The following is a 14,583-nucleotide window of genomic DNA, read 5'->3' as shown; positions in this document are numbered from 1 at the left end:
GACCGCGAGCGTGCTTGAGGGCGTCCCGGTAACGCCGAGGGCGCCCGCGCTCAGGGCGCACGCCCGTTCCGGACCGACGCCGGTCCCACGGGGACGCGCGGGGATCCTAGGCGGCCGGTCGCGCCGGCGCGTCCGCGGCGCGGGACGGATCCGTCGGTGTCGGGCGGCGCAGCGTCGTCCGGACCATGGCCTCGATGCCCTCCGCCGCCGAGGCCTCCGAGAACAGGCTCAGGTAGCGCGCCCGGGCCGCCCGGCCGAAGTCGCGCCAGCGCGCCGGGTCGGCGACCAGATCCGCCAGCACGGCGGCGATCGGCTCCGGGCCGCCCAGCGGGACGATCCAGCCGGTCTTCCCGTCCTCCACCACCTCGGGCAGGCCGCCGATCGCCGTGACGAGCGGCGGCACGCCGTAGGACATCGCCTCGATCGCCACGCGGCCGAGGGATTCGGGCCGCTGCGACGGCATCGTGACCACGTCGGCCCAGCGGTAGAGGGCGGCGGGATCGGCCACGAACGGCTCGAGCGTGACCTGCGCGGCGAGCCCCGCCTCGGCGATCCGCCCGACCAGGGCCCGCTCGCGGGCCTCGTCCTCGAAGGCGCTGCCGACGATGCGCAGCGCGATCCGCCGACGCACGGGCTCCGGCAGGGAGGCCAGCGCCTCCACGAGGACGTCCTGGCCCTTGATCCGGCTGATCCGGCCGAGCATCAGCACGCGGAGCGGGCGGGAGCCGTCGTAGGCGCTCCGATTCGGCTCGGCGGGACCCGCGATCCCGTTGTAGACGACCCGGGCGGTCGCCCCGCGGGGCAGGGCGTAGGCCCGCTCGGTGGCGCGCGAGTTGAACACCACGTTGGCGCCGCTCCAGCGGATCAGCCCGCGCAGGACCTTCAGCACGGCGCCTTCGGGGATCTCATGGACGTGGACGATGCTCCGGCCGGGGACCAGCCGGGCGGCCAGCAGGTAGTCGGCCACCACGGTGGTGTTGATGTAGACGAGGTCGCTCGCGCGGATGCGGCGCCACGCACGGATCATCGCGATGGGCAGAGCCATCAGACCCAGGGTTACGAGGCGCGCTAGTTTCTTGCGCCGCAGGATCCAGAGCGGGGCGATCACGATCTCGCTGGCGAAGGGCTCCAGCGCGGCCACGATCGGCCCGCGTCGCGGCAGCACCACGTCGATCCGCGCACCCGGATGGGCGGCCCGGATCGTGCGGACGGTCTCGATGAAGCAGCGATCCGAGCCGTACAGCTCGAATCCCTGGTGGACGCACGTGATCCGAAGCTCCGCCGCGGCGTTGCCGACGGCCCGCAGCGCGGGGGCGGCAGCATGATCGCTGTCGCGCGCCGCTCTCAGTCCGAAATTGTCTACCATAAGATGATTTCTATATTAAATAAACAACTAGCAGTTGTAGAGGCCGGTCGTCGGGATTGTATCCTTCGGATCTACAATAGGGCCGACACATTGGAAAGGAAGTTTCATGCCTGACCGCGCACCGAAACTACTTATTCTCGGCACGCGCGGTATCCCGGCCGCCCACGGTGGTTTCGAGACTTTCGCGGAACGTCTCGCGCTCTACTTGGTCGAACGCGGCTGGCAGGTCGGCGTGTACTGCCAGAGGGATGTCGAGGCGGTGCGGGACCGCATCGTGCGGAGCACCTGGAACGGCGTCGAACTGATCACCGTGGAGATCGGCCTGGGCGGTCCCGTCGCGACGCTCGCCTTCGACGCCATCTGCGCCCACGACGCCGCGACCCGCGGCGGCGTCTGCCTCGTGCTCGGCTACAACGGCGCCGCGTTCCTGCCCTACCTGCGGGCGCGGGGCGGGCGTATCCTGACCAACATGGACGGGATCGAGTGGCGCCGTCCGAAATGGTCGCTGCCCGTGCGCGCCTTCTTCTACGTCAGCGAGTGGATCGCCGCGTGGTCCTCGCAGCGGCTGGTGGCGGACCATCCCGTCATCGCCGACCACCTCGCCCGTCGCAGGCCGCGCGGCGCCATCGCGACCATCCCGTACGGCGGCGATCCCCCGGCGGCCGATGTCGGGCCGCCGCCCCTCGGCCTCGAGCCCGACCGCTACCTCGTCTCGATCGCCCGCATCGAGCCGGACAACAACATCCTGACGCTCGTCGAGGCCTTCTCGCGCCGTGCCCGCGGCGTGCGGCTGGTGGTGCTCGGCACGCTGAGGGTCGGCAATCCGTACCATCGCGCCGTGGAGGCAGCCGCCTCGCCGGAGGTGCTGTTTCCCGGCGCCATCTACGAGCCCGAGCAGGTCCAGGCCCTGCGGGTCCACGCGCGGGCCTATCTCCACGGCCACACCGTCGGCGGCACTAACCCGTCGCTGGTCGAGGCGCTCTGGGCGGGCAACGCCGTGGTCGCCCACGACAATCCGTTCAACCGGGGCACGGCTGGCGACGGTCAGTTCTACTTCTCGGATCCGGACAGCTGTGCCGCGGCGATCGAGCGCGTGCTCTCCGACGGGGCCGCGGTCGCGGCGGCCCGCGCGGCGGCGCGGGCGCGCGCCGAGCAGTTCCGCTGGGATGCCGTGCTGGCCGCCTACGAGGACGCGCTGCGCAGTGTCGGCGGCTACCCGCCGGCCGCGGACCGCGCGGGGCGTGACACCGCGGGCGCGCCGATCAGCACCACGGCCGATCCCCGATGGTAGGCCCCAGCCGGCGGTCGGTGCTCGCCGGCGCCCTCGCGGCGGGTGCGGGTGTCCGGCCCGTCCAGGGTAGTCCCGCGCCGGTCGCCCTGCGCCGGGGCATCGCCCTCTGGCCCTGGTTCTCGCTGACCACCGAGTACCCGCCCCCGCGGACCGACTACGCGTGGCCGCCCTTCCAGGCCGGCCGGCCGGTGCCGACCCGCGACGACCTCGCCCGGATCGCCGGGTTCGGCTTCGACTTCGTGCGCCTGCCCCTCGATCCCGGGCCGTTCGTGGCCTTCACGGGGCCGCGGCGCGCCGAACTCCTCGGCATTTTGTCGGAGGCCGTCGACGCGGCGCTGGCGGCCGGGCTGCGCGTCCTGGTCAATGTCCAGGCGAACGCCGCGACCCACCACTACACGCCCGACGCGTTCTACGGCTCGGACCGGGCGCCGCTCTTCGCGGCCTATCGCGACCTCGTCGGAGACCTCGCGCGCCTGTGCGCGCGGAAGGGCACGGACCGCGTGGTCCTGGAGCCGGTGAACGAGCCGCCGCAGGCCTGCGGCGGCGGCGCCTGGAACCGGGTGCAGGACGGGCTCCTGGCCGCGGCCCGCGCGGCCGCGCCGGCGCTCACCCTGGTGGCGACCGGCTCCTGCGGCAGCCTCGTCGCCGGCCTGACGGCTCTGGATCCGGCCGCGCTCGCGCGGTTCGCGCCGCTCCTCTACACCTTCCACTTCTACGAGCCGTACCTGTTCTCCCACCAGGGGGCGACCTGGCTCACCGAGGAGCCGTTCTACCGCTGGCTCACCGCCGTGCCCTGGCCCGGGAGCCGCGGCACGCTGCGCGAGACCCTCGCGGCGGTGCGGGCGCGCATGGAGACGGACCGCACGGTGCCGCAGGCCGAGAAGGCGCGCGACCGCGCGGTGATCGAGGCGAAACTGCACGCGTATTTCGAGGCCGCGCCCGGCCCGGCCTACATCGCCGACGCGATGGCGCCGGTCGCGACCTGGGCGGACCTCTACGGGATCCCGCGCGGGCAGGTGCTGATGGGCGAGTTCGGCGCCCTGCGCACCGACGCCCGTTTCACGGCGTCCCGGGCGCCGGACCGGGCCGCCTACATCCGGGACGTGCGGCTGGCGGCGGAGGCGAACGGGTTCGCGTGGTCGTTCTGGAACCTGTTCGACGGCCTCGGCCTCATGGACGACGCGCACGTCGCCGATCCCGCCCTGATCGCGGCGCTCGGGCTGCGGGCCCGGCCCTGAAGCGGTCCCCGACCGATCCGCGGCACTGCGCCCACTCAGCCGCGGCGCGGAAGGGGCGGGAACAGGACGATGAGCATCAGGGCGAACTTGGCGAGCAGGGTCGTCTTGCCGGCGAGACCCTCGAACGTGTTCACGAGAATCACGAAGGCCAGGATCGGGAGCCAGACGCCGCGCCGGCAATCCCGCGCGATCTCGGCGAGGTAGAGCCCCACCGCGATCACCAGCACCCCCGTGACCAGGATGCCGTGGTAGAGCACGGCCGAGATGATCGAGTTCTCGATGCCCCATTCCAGGCCGTAGATCCGGCGCAGCGTGTTCACCTGCAGGAAGTCGGGGGCGAGCAGGAGCTGCCGGAACGGGATCGCGTCGAACACCGTGAGCATGTCGACTCGGGCCTGCGCGCTGCCGCCGTCCGAGACGAACCGGTCCAGCAGGGTGTCGAAGAACCCGGCCGCGGCCAGGACGGCGACCAGAACGGGCAGCAGGGTCAGGGCGAAGCACGCGCAGGCCGCCGCCGCCAGCGGGACGCGGCCGGTGCGCAGGGTGCGGTTCAGGGCCACGAGCCCGACGGCGCCCCCGAGGATCAGCGTGGTGACGGTGGCCGAGCGGCCCCCGAACGTGACCAGGGCGACGAGCTGGAGGACGATCATGGCGGCGCGCGGCATCGGCGCCAGGCGGCCGCCGCCCTTCGCCAGCGCCAGGATGTAGCACGCCGTCATGGTCGCGTTGGCCAGCGGGTGGCCCTGGAGGGCCGCCGAGCGGGTGTCGGACTCGAACGCCACGCCGTCGAACCGGTAGGGGAAGAAGCGCTGGCCGCTCGCGAGCTCGAACAGGCCGAGCAGGGCGTTGGCGAGCATCACGAGGTGGAAGATCGCCTCCAGCCGCCCGAGCGTTTCGGCGTCCCGATCCATCAGGAGGATCGGGACGAGGCCGGCGAGCACGAAGGTGTCGATGGAGCCGGCGAGGCCCGCGCCGCCCCGGGCCGCGATCAGCGCGAGCAGCAGCACGCCGCAGGCGGCCAGGAGCACGCTGGCCGGCCGCCGGTTCAGCGCCCCGGCCACCGGGATCACCGGATTGCCCGCGCGCATCAGGGTCCAGCCGATCAGGACGACCGCCAGGTAGGTGGCGGGGTGGATCTTCGAGGCGGCCGAGCCGGTGATCCCCTCGTAATTGAGGCCGAGCACCCACAGGAGGCCGCCCGAGACCCCGACGAGGAGCAGGGCCCAGACCGACAGGGCCACCGATTCCGCCCGCAGGAGAGCGCGCAAAACCGGGCCCGTGCGCGCCGCCGGATCGTGGCGGCGCGCGAAGCCGGTCTGCCGGAGGGTCCTCATGCCTTGCGCCGGGTCAGGAGCAGGGAGCCGGAGATCGGCCGGCCCAGCGCCTCCGACGTGTCGACGAGGTCGATCAGGTCGCGCTGGCGCGTCGCGCCGTTGCAGGCGACGAGCAGCAGCCGGTCGGCGGCGGCCGCCAGGGGACCGAGCCGCAGGTTCTCGGTCAGCACGCCGCCGTCGACGAGCACGAGGTCGAAGCGTCCCTTCACGCCCGCGATGAAGCGCTCGACATTGGTGGGGGTCAGGGCATCGCGCAGGGGCTTCTCGGTGTCGCCGAGCCCGACCCGGCGGGCGCCGGAGGCCGGGTCCGTCCGGGTCACGGCGTTGAGGCTCTGCTCGCCGCGGAGCACGTCGAGGAGGCCGCCGGTGCCGGAGCCGTCCGCCCGCAGGTCGGCGTCGACGCGCAGGACGCGGTCGCCGCGCGCGACGGCGACCGCGGCGAGCAGCCCGATCACCGCCTGGCGCTCGGCCTCGTCGGATTCGCCCGAGGTGACGAGCAGCGCCAGCGCGTGGCCGCTCGCGCCGGAGGTCGCGGCCAGGTGGTCGAGGGTGAGGCTCGCGGCGCTCGCGCTCGCGCCCCGCGGCCGCAGGCCGGGCAGCACGGCCACCACCGGGGCGTTCGACAGCCGCTCCAGCTGCCGCGGTGAGAGCACGGTCGGCGCCAGATATTCCCGCGTCAGCGCGAGGCCGGCGCCGAGGCCGAGGCCGCCCGCGAGGGCGGCGGCGACCAGGATCAGCCGCGGCGGCCAGCTCGGATCCTGCGGCGGCCGCGCCGCGGTGATGATCCGGGCGTTCGAGCTGTCGATGCTGGTCTGCTCCTTGATCTCCCGGGCGCGCACCAGGAAGGCGTTGTAGACCGAGCGCGCCGCGTCGACCTCGCGCTCCAGTTCGCGCTGCTGCACCGACGACTGGGCGTTCACCGCCGACTGCCGCTGCAGGCGCTCCAGCTCCGCCGCGAGGGTCCGCTCGTTGGCCTGGGCGCGCTGGGCCTCGGTCTCCGCGGCGCCCGCGATGCGGTTCAGCTCGGCGTCGATCAGCCGGCGGACGTCCTGCATCTGGGCGCGCACCGCGGCGATGAACGGGTGGCGCTCGCCGAGATTGGTGCGCAGGTCCGCCTCCTTGGCGGCGAGCTCCGCGTACTGCCCGCGCAGGCGCTCGATCACCGAGGACTGGACCGCCTCCGGCATCGCCCCGGACCCGATCGCCTGCCCGCGCGCCTCCCGGATCCCCTGGAGCCGCGCTTTGGCGTCGGCGGTCCGCGCGCGCGCGGCGACCAGCCGCGCGTTCAGGTCGGTGAGCTGCTGCTCGTTGACGAGCCGGCCGCTCGACGCGATCAGGCCGTTGCGCGCCTTGTAATCCTCGAGCTTCTTGTCGGCGACGTTGACCGCGTTGCGCAGCTCGTCGAGGCGGCCGCGCAGCTCGCCCGCGGCGCGCTTGGCGGCGTCCGAGCGGGCGTCGGTCTGGTCCGTCAGGTAGGCGCTCGCGATGGCGTTGACGATCCGCGCCGAGAGGTCGGGGTCCGTCGTGGTGACCACGAGATCGATGACGAAGACCTTGTCGGCGCGCTTGACCGCGAGCCGCCGCCGCAGCTGGTCCAGCGCCCGGCCGCGGGCGTCGACCGGCCGCTCCGCCCTCGGCCCGGCCACCAGCGCGCGGAGCTCGCCGAGGACCCGCGTGACGACGCCGTCCTGCGGCGCGCCGAAGCCCGGCGCGGTCGCGAGCCCGACCTGATCGACCGCCCGGCCCAGCACGGCGTCCGACTCGATCACCTTCACCTGGCTCTCGACCTGGGCGATGCCGCCGTCCGGCGACAGCCCGGCGGGGTTGACGTCGTTCGAGACGACCTGGCGGTCGCGGGGATCGATCAGGATCTGCGCGGTGGCGGTGTAGAGGGAGGGCGTGATCAGCGCGTAGGCGAGGGCGAGCAGGCCGAGGAGCAGCGCCGTCCCGAAGACCAGCCGCTTGCGCCGCCACAGGATCCGCCACAGGTCGCCCAGCTCGGCGGTGGTGTCGGGGCGGTTCGGGCCCGGACGCTCGGGATGGGCCGGCTGCACGGGGGTGAGCCACGTCGCGACAGCGATGTTATGGTCGATCTGTGCCACGATCGGTCACCGTCGTCTCAAACCTGGTCGGTCCCTCGCGGGTGCCTTCCCCACTGCAAGAGTCGCGCAGCCTCCTGACAATGGATCGGGACCGCGATCCGCGCCGGAGCGGCCCGGATGACTGGGAGCGTGGTAAATCAAATCCGCGCGGCGCGCTCCCGCGCACGCCTCGTTCATCGCGGTCCCGGTGTTGCTGCAGCGTGTCGGCGACGCGGACGCGGCGTCGCATCGCGGCGGGCCGCCGAGGGACCGTCCGGATGTCCCGCACGCCGCGCTGCCGCAGCGCCCGCCGACCCCGAGCCATGCGTTCAGACATCGGCGTGGATAACGCCTTCGGGCTGCTCTATTCCCCGATCGGATAAATTGTATTGGCTCTTCCGAGACGCAACAATCGCTTCAAGCTGCGATCTGTACTCTAATTCAGGTGCTCTGCCATGGAAGCGATCGGCGTCGAGGACCGGGGCGGCGGCCGGCGCGACGCCAGCGCCCGCCTGCGTCGGATCGCGGCCGCGACCGGCGTCCCGATCGCCGCCTTCTTCGGGGCGCCGGCGCCGCGCCCGCTGGCCGAGCTCAGCGAGCTGATCGGCCTGTGGCAGTCGATCGCCGACCAGGAGGGCCGCAACGCGATCCTGGCGGTGGCCCGGGCGCGGGCCGCCGGGACGAAGGACGGGCCGGGCGGGCCGGCCTGACGGATCGGCCCGCGGATTTTGCGGCGCCCGGCCCTGGCGGGAACGCGCCGGGACCGCTACATGACGGGAGCGGGGCTGCAGAGTTCGTCAGGAGCACTATCCCCGGGGCCTTATCGACTCCCTCGGGAGCTGTCCCTGGCCTCGTCCCTGGACTTGGCCAACACGGCGCCCACCTACGCTGTAGGTTTCCCGGGATCGATCCTCCAACGGCTCACGTGGCTCCGCACTCGACCTCTCCCAGAACCGGCACCGAGGCTCCGGACGCCGCCCGCAAGGCGGAACTCCGCGCCGCGGCCCTCGCCGCCCGCGACGCCCTCGATCCCGCGGCCCGGCAGGCGGCCTCGACGGCGATCGGGGACGCGCTCCTCGCGCTGCCCGAGCTCGCCCAGGCCCGTCTCGTGGGCGCCTTCTGGCCGATCCGCAGCGAGGTCGATCCCCGGCCCGCCGCCGAGGACCTGCGCGCCCGCGGGCAGGCCGTGGCCCTGCCGCACGTCACGCCGGACGGCCTGGTGTTCCGGGAATGGCGCGCCGGCGACGCCCTCGTCGCCGGCCGGTTCGGCCTCAGCGAGCCCGACCCGTCGCTGCCGCCGGTGGAGCCCGACGCGCTGATCGTGCCGCTCGCGGCCTTCGACCGGACCGGGCAGCGCATCGGGTACGGCCGCGGCTACTATGACGGCGCGATCGCGCGCCTGTCCCGGACGAACCCCGTCCTGACCGTCGGCATCGGCTTCGCCGCCCAGGAGGTGGCGCGGGTGCCGGCCGAGCCGCACGACCGCCCCCTCCAGTACGTGATCACCGAAGCCGGCGTGATCCGCTGCGACAGGACCGCCTGACCCATGCGCCTGCTCTTCCTCGGCGACGTCGTCGGGCGTTCGGGCCGCACCGTGGTGTGCGAGCACCTGCCGCGGCTCCGGGAGCGCTGGCGCCTCGACTGCGTGGTGGTCAACGGCGAGAACGCGGCCGGCGGCTTCGGCATCTCCGAGACGATCTGCGACGAGCTGATCCAGGCCGGCGCCGACGCGGTCACCCTCGGCAACCACAGTTTCGACCAGCGCGAGGCGATGGTGTTCATCGCCCGCCAGCCGCGCCTGGTGCGGCCGGCGAACTATCCGCCCGGCACGCCGGGACGCGGCGCCACGGTCGTGGAGACCCAGGGCGGCGCCCGCGTCCTCGTGGTCAACGTGATGGGCCGGGTCTTCCTCGACGCGATGGACGACCCCTTCGCGGCGGTGGAGCGCGAGCTCACCGCCTGCCCCCTCGGCGCGGCGGCGGACGCGGTGATCGTCGACGTCCACGCCGAGGCGACGAGCGAGAAGCAGGCCTTCGGCCACTACCTCGACGGCCGGGCGAGCCTCGTCGTCGGGACGCACACGCACACGCCCACGGCGGATCACCGGATCCTGCCCGGCGGCACGGCCTACATGTCGGATGCGGGCATGTGCGGCGATTACGATTCGGTGATCGGCATGCAGAAGGACGAGCCGATCCGCCGCATGATCCAGAAGACGCCCGGTTCCCGCTGGGAGGTCGCCGTCGGCGAGGGCACCCTGTGCGGCATCGCGGTGGAGACGGACGCGCGCGGCCTCGCCACGCGGGTCGCGGCCCTCCGCCTTGGGCCGAATCTCGAGGAGACCGCGCCGCATTTCTGGGATTAGCGCCCTGTCCGGCCCGGTGGATGCCGGTTTGGCGTAAGGCGGTCGCGGGCCGCTAAGCCTTTTGTGCGGGACTGGTCTCGATCGGCCTGGGCATAGCTCCGCGATGACCTTCCCGAGACTTGATCGCGTGCGGGCCTACCCCCACAGTGCCCCCCGAGGGGCGCCGATGGCCGGCTGCCGCGTGGTGAGATCAGGCTAGAACGATCGATGGCCGCCCGAGAAACCGGCGACGACAAGAATGGGCCGCTGGCACAGCCCGGGATCTATCTCGGGCGGATGGTCATCTTCCTGATCCTTGTAGGCTTCCTGGCCTTCATTCTGTTCCGGCAGATCACACCGGCCTTCCTGGCCAATCCCGGGCTCAACGGGCTCATCCTCGGTGTGCTGCTGATCGCCGTCCTGATCGCCTTCGGGCAGGTCGTCCGGCTGTTCCGCGAGACCGCCTACGTCAACGCCGTCGCGGGCGGCGCGCAGGTCAAGAAGCCGCCCGCCCTGCTGGCGCCGATGGCGCCGATGATCGCCGCGCGGGCCGGCGGAGCCACCCTGCCGGGGACGACCGGCTACCTCGACACGATCGCGGTGCGCCTCGACGAGGGCCGCGAGATCCTGCGCTACATCTCCGGCATCCTGATCCTGCTCGGCCTGCTCGGCACCTTCTGGGGCCTCATCGACACGCTGTCGGCGGTCGGCGGCGTCATCAAGGGCATGCGCGGCGGCGGCGATGCCGGCGTGATGTTCGACGAGCTGAAATCGGGCCTCGCGGTGCCGCTCTCCGGCATCGGTCTGGCCTTCTCGGCCTCGCTGTTCGGCCTCGCCTCGTCGCTGATCACCGGCTTCCTGGAGCTGCAGGCGGGCCAGGCCCATGCCCGGTTCCACAACGAGCTGCAGGACTGGCTGATGTCCGGCGCGGCAGCTCCGGAGTCGGCGCCGGTCGCGGCGGCAGCGACCGCGGCGCGGCCGGCCGTCGGCACGCAGGAGCTGAAGGAGGCGGTCGACCGCCTGAGCGCCCTGGTGGCCGAGGGCGGCGGCAGCCGCGCGGCGACCCAGGCGATGACCAACCTCGCCGAGGGCATCCAGGGCCTCGTCCAGCACATGCGCGCGGAGCAGCAGATGATCCGCGACTGGGTCGAGGCGCAGGCGAGCCGCGAGCGCGAGCTGAAGCAGGTGCTGGACCGGCTGGGCCGGGAGCGCGTCTAGTGGCCTCCACGGCGACCCGGACCCGGCGGACGCTCAACGTCTGGCCCGGCTACGTCGACGCGCTGGCCACGCTGCTGCTGTCGGTGGTCTTCCTGCTCACGGTCTTCGTGGTCGGGCAGTTCTTCCTGTCGCAGGAGCTGACCGGACGGGACGAGACCCTGGCCAGGCTCAACCGCCAGATCGCCGACCTCACCGACCTCCTCGCCCTGGAGCGGACGAACCGCCGCAACCAGGAGGAGGAGGCCCGCAATCTCCGCACGACGCTCGCCGGCGTCGAGGCCGAGCGCGACCGGGCCAAGGTGCAGGCCGAGGCCGCGACGGTCAGCCAGGGCGCGGCGGGCACCCTCGACAAGCAGCTGGAGACCGAGCGCGGCGCGACCCGGCGGGCGCAGTCCCAGATCGACCTGCTCAACGAGCAGATCAGCGCCATGCGCCGCCAGCTCGCCGCCCTGGAGGACGCCCTCGCGGCCTCCGAGAGCCGCGACAAGGAATCCCAGGCCCGGATCGCCGAGCTGGGCAGCCGGCTGAACGTCGCCCTCGCGCAGAAGGTCCAGGAGCTGGCCCGCTACCGGTCCGACTTCTTCGGCCGCCTGCGGCAGATCCTCGGCAACCGGCCCGACATCCGCGTGGTCGGCGACCGCTTCGTGCTGCAATCCGAGGTGCTGTTCCCGGCCGGCTCCGCGACCCTCAAGCCCGAGGCCGGGCCGGAGCTCGACCGCATAGCCGGCGCGGTCTCGGAACTCGCCAAGCAGATCCCGGCGGATCTGCCCTGGGTGCTGCGAGTCGACGGACACACCGACGCGCGCCCGATCAGCACGTCGCAGTTCCCGTCGAACTGGTCGCTCTCGGCGGCGCGCGCCATCGCGGTGGTGCAGTTCCTCGCCGGCAAGGGGATCCCGCCGCAGCACCTCTTGGCGGGCGCCTTCGGCGAGTTCCAGCCCCTCGAAGCCGGGGCGACCGAGGAAGCCTACGCCCGCAACCGCCGGATCGAGATGAAGCTCACCGAGCGCTAGCGCTGTCGGACCACCGCGGCGCCGCAGGGGGTGTCGGCGCGCGGCCCGCGTCCGGTGACCAGTTTTGCGGCGATCTCGCTCCGCGTTCCCAGGTGCATGTGCCGATCAAGCCAGCATCCGATCGTCTTACGAGAGCTTCGAACACCAGAAGCCGGAAGAGATAGGCGGTAATTGTTCCGGCGGGCGCCGATTTCTCCTGTGCGCGCCGCAGCTCTGCTGGATTAACGCATCGTTATCCTTGACGTCCCATGGTGCGGCCGATCCAGGGAGACCGTATCGATGTCGAAGCTCAGCCTGTCCCTGAACGCGGTTCGGCCCGGAGCCGACGATCACCCCCGGCCGCACGTCGCCCTGCGGGACGAAGCCAGCGCGATCGCCGCGGCCGTGCGGGTCTTCGAGGACGGGCTGACGGACCTGCGCGCGGGCGTGCGGGCCGCGGACGACGCCGCGTCCGCCGCGGCGGCGGCCGACGCGGCGACCGGCCTCCTGGCCGGCATCGCCGGTCAGACCAGCCTGATGGCGCTCCGGGCCGCGATCGAGGCGGCCCGCGACGGCGGAGAGGGCCGGGGATTCGCGGCCGCGGCCGCGGAGGTCAGGGACCTGGCCGGGCAGATGGCGCGGGCGACCGACACGATCGTGGCCCAGGTCGGCCAGATCCAGGCCGCGGCGGAGCGGGCGCAGGATACCGCGACCCGGGGGCAGCGCCAGGCCGCGTCCGCGCACTGAGGCCGCGCACCCCGCACCGGCGATCCGTCGCGCGGACGGGCGCCGCCCCGGGCGGCTCCGGGCGCGACCCGGCTACTCGGCGACCGGCAGGCGCTCGCCCCGGCTGCGGGGCTCCTTGCCCCGCGCCGTCTCGTCCAGCGCGTCGGTGAACTGCAGGTTCGCGAGCTGGGCGTAGAGCGCGCCCTGAGCCAGCAGGCTCTCGTGGGTTCCGGTCTCGACGATGCGGCCGTCGTCGAGGACCAGGATGCGGTCCGCGGCGCGGATCGTGGCGAGCCGGTGGGCGATCACCAGCGTGGTCCGGCCCTGCATCAGCGTGGCGAGGGCGGCCTGGACGGCGCGCTCGGACTCGGCGTCCAGGGCCGAGGTGGCCTCGTCGAGGAGCAGGATCGGCGCGTCCTTGAGGATCGCCCGGGCGATGGCGATGCGCTGCCGCTGGCCGCCCGAGAGGGTCACGCCGCGCTCGCCCACCTGGGTCGCGTAGCCCTGCGGCAGGGCCGAGACGAAGCCGTGCGCGTTGGCGAGTTCGGCCGCGCGCCGGACCTCCGCCTCGCCGGCCTCCGGGCGGCCGTAGCGGATGTTCTCGGTGACGGTGCCGGAGAACACGACGGGGTCCTGGGGCACCAGGGCGATGCGGGCGCGCAGGCGCTCGGGATCGACCTGGGCGATGTCGGCGCCGTCGACCAGGATCCGGCCGCCCTGCGGGTCGTAGAAGCGCAGCAGCAGCTGGAACACCGTCGACTTCCCAGCCCCGGAGGGCCCCACGATGGCGATGCGCTCGCCGGGCGCGGCCGCGAAGCTCAGCCCGCCGAGGGCGGCGTGTTCCGGGCGGGTGGGGTAGGCGAAGCGCACGTCCTCGAAGGCCACCGCGCCCCGCGCCGGCTCGGGCAGCGGCAGGGCCGGGGACGGCGCGCGGATCGCCGGCTCGGCGGCGAGGATCTCGGTGAGCCGCTCGGCCGCGCCGGCCGACATGGCGAGGTCGCCGTAGACCTCGGAGAGCTGCCCGAGGGCGCCGGCGCCGAACACGGCGTAGAGCACGAACTGCGAGAGCTCGCCGCCCGTCATGGTGTGGTTCAGGACGCCCTGGGCGCCGTACCACATCACCCCGACCACCGAGGCCGAGATCAGGAAGATCGCGACGCCGGTGAGCAGCGCGCGGGCCCGGATCGAGGCCTGGGCGGCGCCGTAGGCCTCCTCGGAGGCCGCCGCGAACCGGGCCGCCGTCGAGTCGGAGCGGCCGAAGGCCTGCATCGTCCGCACCGCCCCGACCGCCTCGGCGGCGTAGGCCGAGGCCTCGGCGAGCCGGTCCTGGGCCGCCCGGGAGCGCCGGCGCACGCCGCGGCCCGACACGATCAGCGGGAAGACGATGATCGGGATCGCGGCCAGCACCATCACCGACAGGCGCGGGCTCGTCACCACCATCATGGCGGTGGCGCCCACGAACAGGAACAGGTTGCGCAGCAGGATCGAGACCGAGACGCCGAAGGCCGACTTGATCTGCGTCGCGTCCGCGGTGAGCCGCGAGACGATCTCGCCGGACTGCGCCCGGTCGAAGAACGCCGGATCGAGCTGGGTCAGCCGGGCGAAGACGGCGCTGCGGAGGTCGGCGACGACCCGCTCGCCCAGCGTCACCACCGTGTAGACGCGGGCCGCGCTCGACAGCGCGAAGGCCGCGACGACGCCGAGCAAGGCGAGGAAATAGGCGTCGATCACGTTCGAGCCGTCGGCGGTGAAGCCGTGGTCGATGACCCGGCGCATGGCGATCGGGACGACCAGCGTCGAGGCCGACGCGCAGATGAGGGCGACGAGCCCCGCGGCGATCCGCGCGCGGTAGCGCAGGGCGAAGGGGAGGAGCGGCCGGAGGGCGCTCAGCGGGGCTCTGGGTCGGCCGGCCGCGGCCGCCTTGGTCTTACGGGCCATCACGCCTCACGTGTTGTCGTTCTCCCGGTCCGCGGCGCTTGTGACCGGGGAGCGG

12 protein-coding genes and 1 other RNA gene are annotated in these 14,583 nt (G+C 73.3%); 9 read left to right on the top strand and 4 right to left on the bottom strand.

The features are described from left to right. Positions 1 to 106: 106 nt before the first annotated feature. Positions 107 to 1,366, bottom strand: coding sequence for a glycosyltransferase family 4 protein (locus BLW78_RS10515; protein ID WP_091679216.1), 1,260 nt, complete (start codon positions 1,364 to 1,366; stop codon positions 107 to 109). A gap of 106 nt (positions 1,367 to 1,472) precedes the next feature. Here BLW78_RS10515 and BLW78_RS10510 point away from each other — a divergent pair, with 106 nt between their 5' ends. Then, positions 1,473 to 2,657, top strand: a complete 1,185-nt coding sequence (locus tag BLW78_RS10510) for a DUF1972 domain-containing protein (protein WP_091679213.1) — start codon at positions 1,473 to 1,475, stop codon at positions 2,655 to 2,657. Then, positions 2,651 to 3,895: a glycoside hydrolase family 5 protein gene (locus BLW78_RS10505; protein ID WP_091679210.1), complete on the top strand. Its 1,245-nt coding sequence runs from the start codon at positions 2,651 to 2,653 to the stop codon at positions 3,893 to 3,895. Before BLW78_RS10510 ends, BLW78_RS10505 begins: the two co-directional genes overlap by 7 nt. 35 nt (positions 3,896 to 3,930) lie before the next feature. On the opposite strand, the gene BLW78_RS10500 is transcribed toward BLW78_RS10505, so the two are convergent. Both BLW78_RS10500 and BLW78_RS10495 read right to left on the bottom strand, forming a co-directional pair. After that, positions 3,931 to 5,229 (bottom strand): VpsF family polysaccharide biosynthesis protein, encoded by a 1,299-nt coding sequence (locus BLW78_RS10500; RefSeq protein ID WP_091679208.1) that lies wholly within the window; start codon positions 5,227 to 5,229, stop codon positions 3,931 to 3,933. Further along, positions 5,226 to 7,331 (bottom strand): GumC family protein, encoded by a 2,106-nt coding sequence (locus BLW78_RS10495; protein ID WP_091679205.1) that lies wholly within the window; start codon positions 7,329 to 7,331, stop codon positions 5,226 to 5,228. Before BLW78_RS10495 ends, BLW78_RS10500 begins: the two co-directional genes overlap by 4 nt. Positions 7,332 to 7,765: 434 nt before the next feature. On the opposite strand from BLW78_RS10495, the gene BLW78_RS10490 reads away from it, so the two are divergent. From BLW78_RS10490 to BLW78_RS32015, 7 genes are all read left to right on the top strand, one after another. After that, the gene (locus tag BLW78_RS10490) at positions 7,766 to 8,020 is read left to right on the top strand and encodes a hypothetical protein (protein ID WP_091679202.1); all 255 of its coding nucleotides are present in this window, start codon (positions 7,766 to 7,768) and stop codon (positions 8,018 to 8,020) included. A 69-nt stretch (positions 8,021 to 8,089) separates the two neighbouring features. Then, positions 8,090 to 8,246: non-coding RNA, 6S RNA (ssrS, locus tag BLW78_RS10485), on the top strand. Then, complete coding sequence (locus BLW78_RS10480; RefSeq protein ID WP_091679200.1) at positions 8,236 to 8,853, top strand: 5-formyltetrahydrofolate cyclo-ligase; 618 nt, start codon at positions 8,236 to 8,238, stop codon at positions 8,851 to 8,853. The genes ssrS and BLW78_RS10480 overlap by 11 nt, the downstream gene beginning before the upstream one ends. A 3-nt stretch (positions 8,854 to 8,856) precedes the next feature. Continuing rightward, the gene (locus tag BLW78_RS10475) at positions 8,857 to 9,675 is read left to right on the top strand and encodes a TIGR00282 family metallophosphoesterase (protein ID WP_012322254.1); all 819 of its coding nucleotides are present in this window, start codon (positions 8,857 to 8,859) and stop codon (positions 9,673 to 9,675) included. Between the two features lie 207 nt (positions 9,676 to 9,882). Next, positions 9,883 to 10,872, top strand: a complete 990-nt coding sequence (locus BLW78_RS10470) for a MotA/TolQ/ExbB proton channel family protein (protein WP_091679197.1) — start codon at positions 9,883 to 9,885, stop codon at positions 10,870 to 10,872. Continuing rightward, positions 10,872 to 11,885 (top strand): peptidoglycan -binding protein, encoded by a 1,014-nt coding sequence (locus tag BLW78_RS10465; RefSeq protein WP_020090686.1) that lies wholly within the window; start codon positions 10,872 to 10,874, stop codon positions 11,883 to 11,885. Before BLW78_RS10470 ends, BLW78_RS10465 begins: the two co-directional genes overlap by 1 nt. 279 nt (positions 11,886 to 12,164) lie before the next feature. Then, positions 12,165 to 12,611 (top strand): methyl-accepting chemotaxis protein, encoded by a 447-nt coding sequence (locus BLW78_RS32015; protein ID WP_091679194.1) that lies wholly within the window; start codon positions 12,165 to 12,167, stop codon positions 12,609 to 12,611. Between the two features lie 72 nt (positions 12,612 to 12,683). Here BLW78_RS32015 and BLW78_RS10455 read toward each other — a convergent pair whose 3' ends face one another. Beyond that, positions 12,684 to 14,528, bottom strand: coding sequence for an ABC transporter transmembrane domain-containing protein (locus BLW78_RS10455; protein WP_020090684.1), 1,845 nt, complete (start codon positions 14,526 to 14,528; stop codon positions 12,684 to 12,686). Positions 14,529 to 14,583: the final 55 nt, after the last annotated feature.

The sequence above is a fragment of the Methylobacterium sp. 275MFSha3.1 genome, from assembly GCF_900108435.1.
Lineage (GTDB): Bacteria > Pseudomonadota > Alphaproteobacteria > Rhizobiales > Beijerinckiaceae > Methylobacterium.
The sequence above is the reverse complement of the archived record's forward strand: the minus strand, read 5'-3'. Positions and strand labels throughout refer to the sequence as shown.

What these genes read in the sequence shown, in the direction of transcription:
- BLW78_RS32015 (WP_091679194.1), top strand. Translation starts at nt 12,165, where the DNA reads ATGTCGAAGCTCAGCCTGTCCCTGAACGCGGTTCGGCCCGGAGCCGAC.
- BLW78_RS10455 (WP_020090684.1), bottom strand. Translation starts at nt 14,528, where the DNA reads ATGGCCCGTAAGACCAAGGCGGCCGCGGCCGGCCGACCCAGAGCCCCG.
- BLW78_RS10475 (WP_012322254.1), top strand. Translation starts at nt 8,857, where the DNA reads ATGCGCCTGCTCTTCCTCGGCGACGTCGTCGGGCGTTCGGGCCGCACC.
- BLW78_RS10470 (WP_091679197.1), top strand. Translation starts at nt 9,883, where the DNA reads ATGGCCGCCCGAGAAACCGGCGACGACAAGAATGGGCCGCTGGCACAG.
- BLW78_RS10490 (WP_091679202.1), top strand. Translation starts at nt 7,766, where the DNA reads ATGGAAGCGATCGGCGTCGAGGACCGGGGCGGCGGCCGGCGCGACGCC.
- BLW78_RS10505 (WP_091679210.1), top strand. Translation starts at nt 2,651, where the DNA reads ATGGTAGGCCCCAGCCGGCGGTCGGTGCTCGCCGGCGCCCTCGCGGCG.
- BLW78_RS10515 (WP_091679216.1), bottom strand. Translation starts at nt 1,366, where the DNA reads ATGGTAGACAATTTCGGACTGAGAGCGGCGCGCGACAGCGATCATGCT.
- BLW78_RS10510 (WP_091679213.1), top strand. Translation starts at nt 1,473, where the DNA reads ATGCCTGACCGCGCACCGAAACTACTTATTCTCGGCACGCGCGGTATC.
- BLW78_RS10500 (WP_091679208.1), bottom strand. Translation starts at nt 5,229, where the DNA reads ATGAGGACCCTCCGGCAGACCGGCTTCGCGCGCCGCCACGATCCGGCG.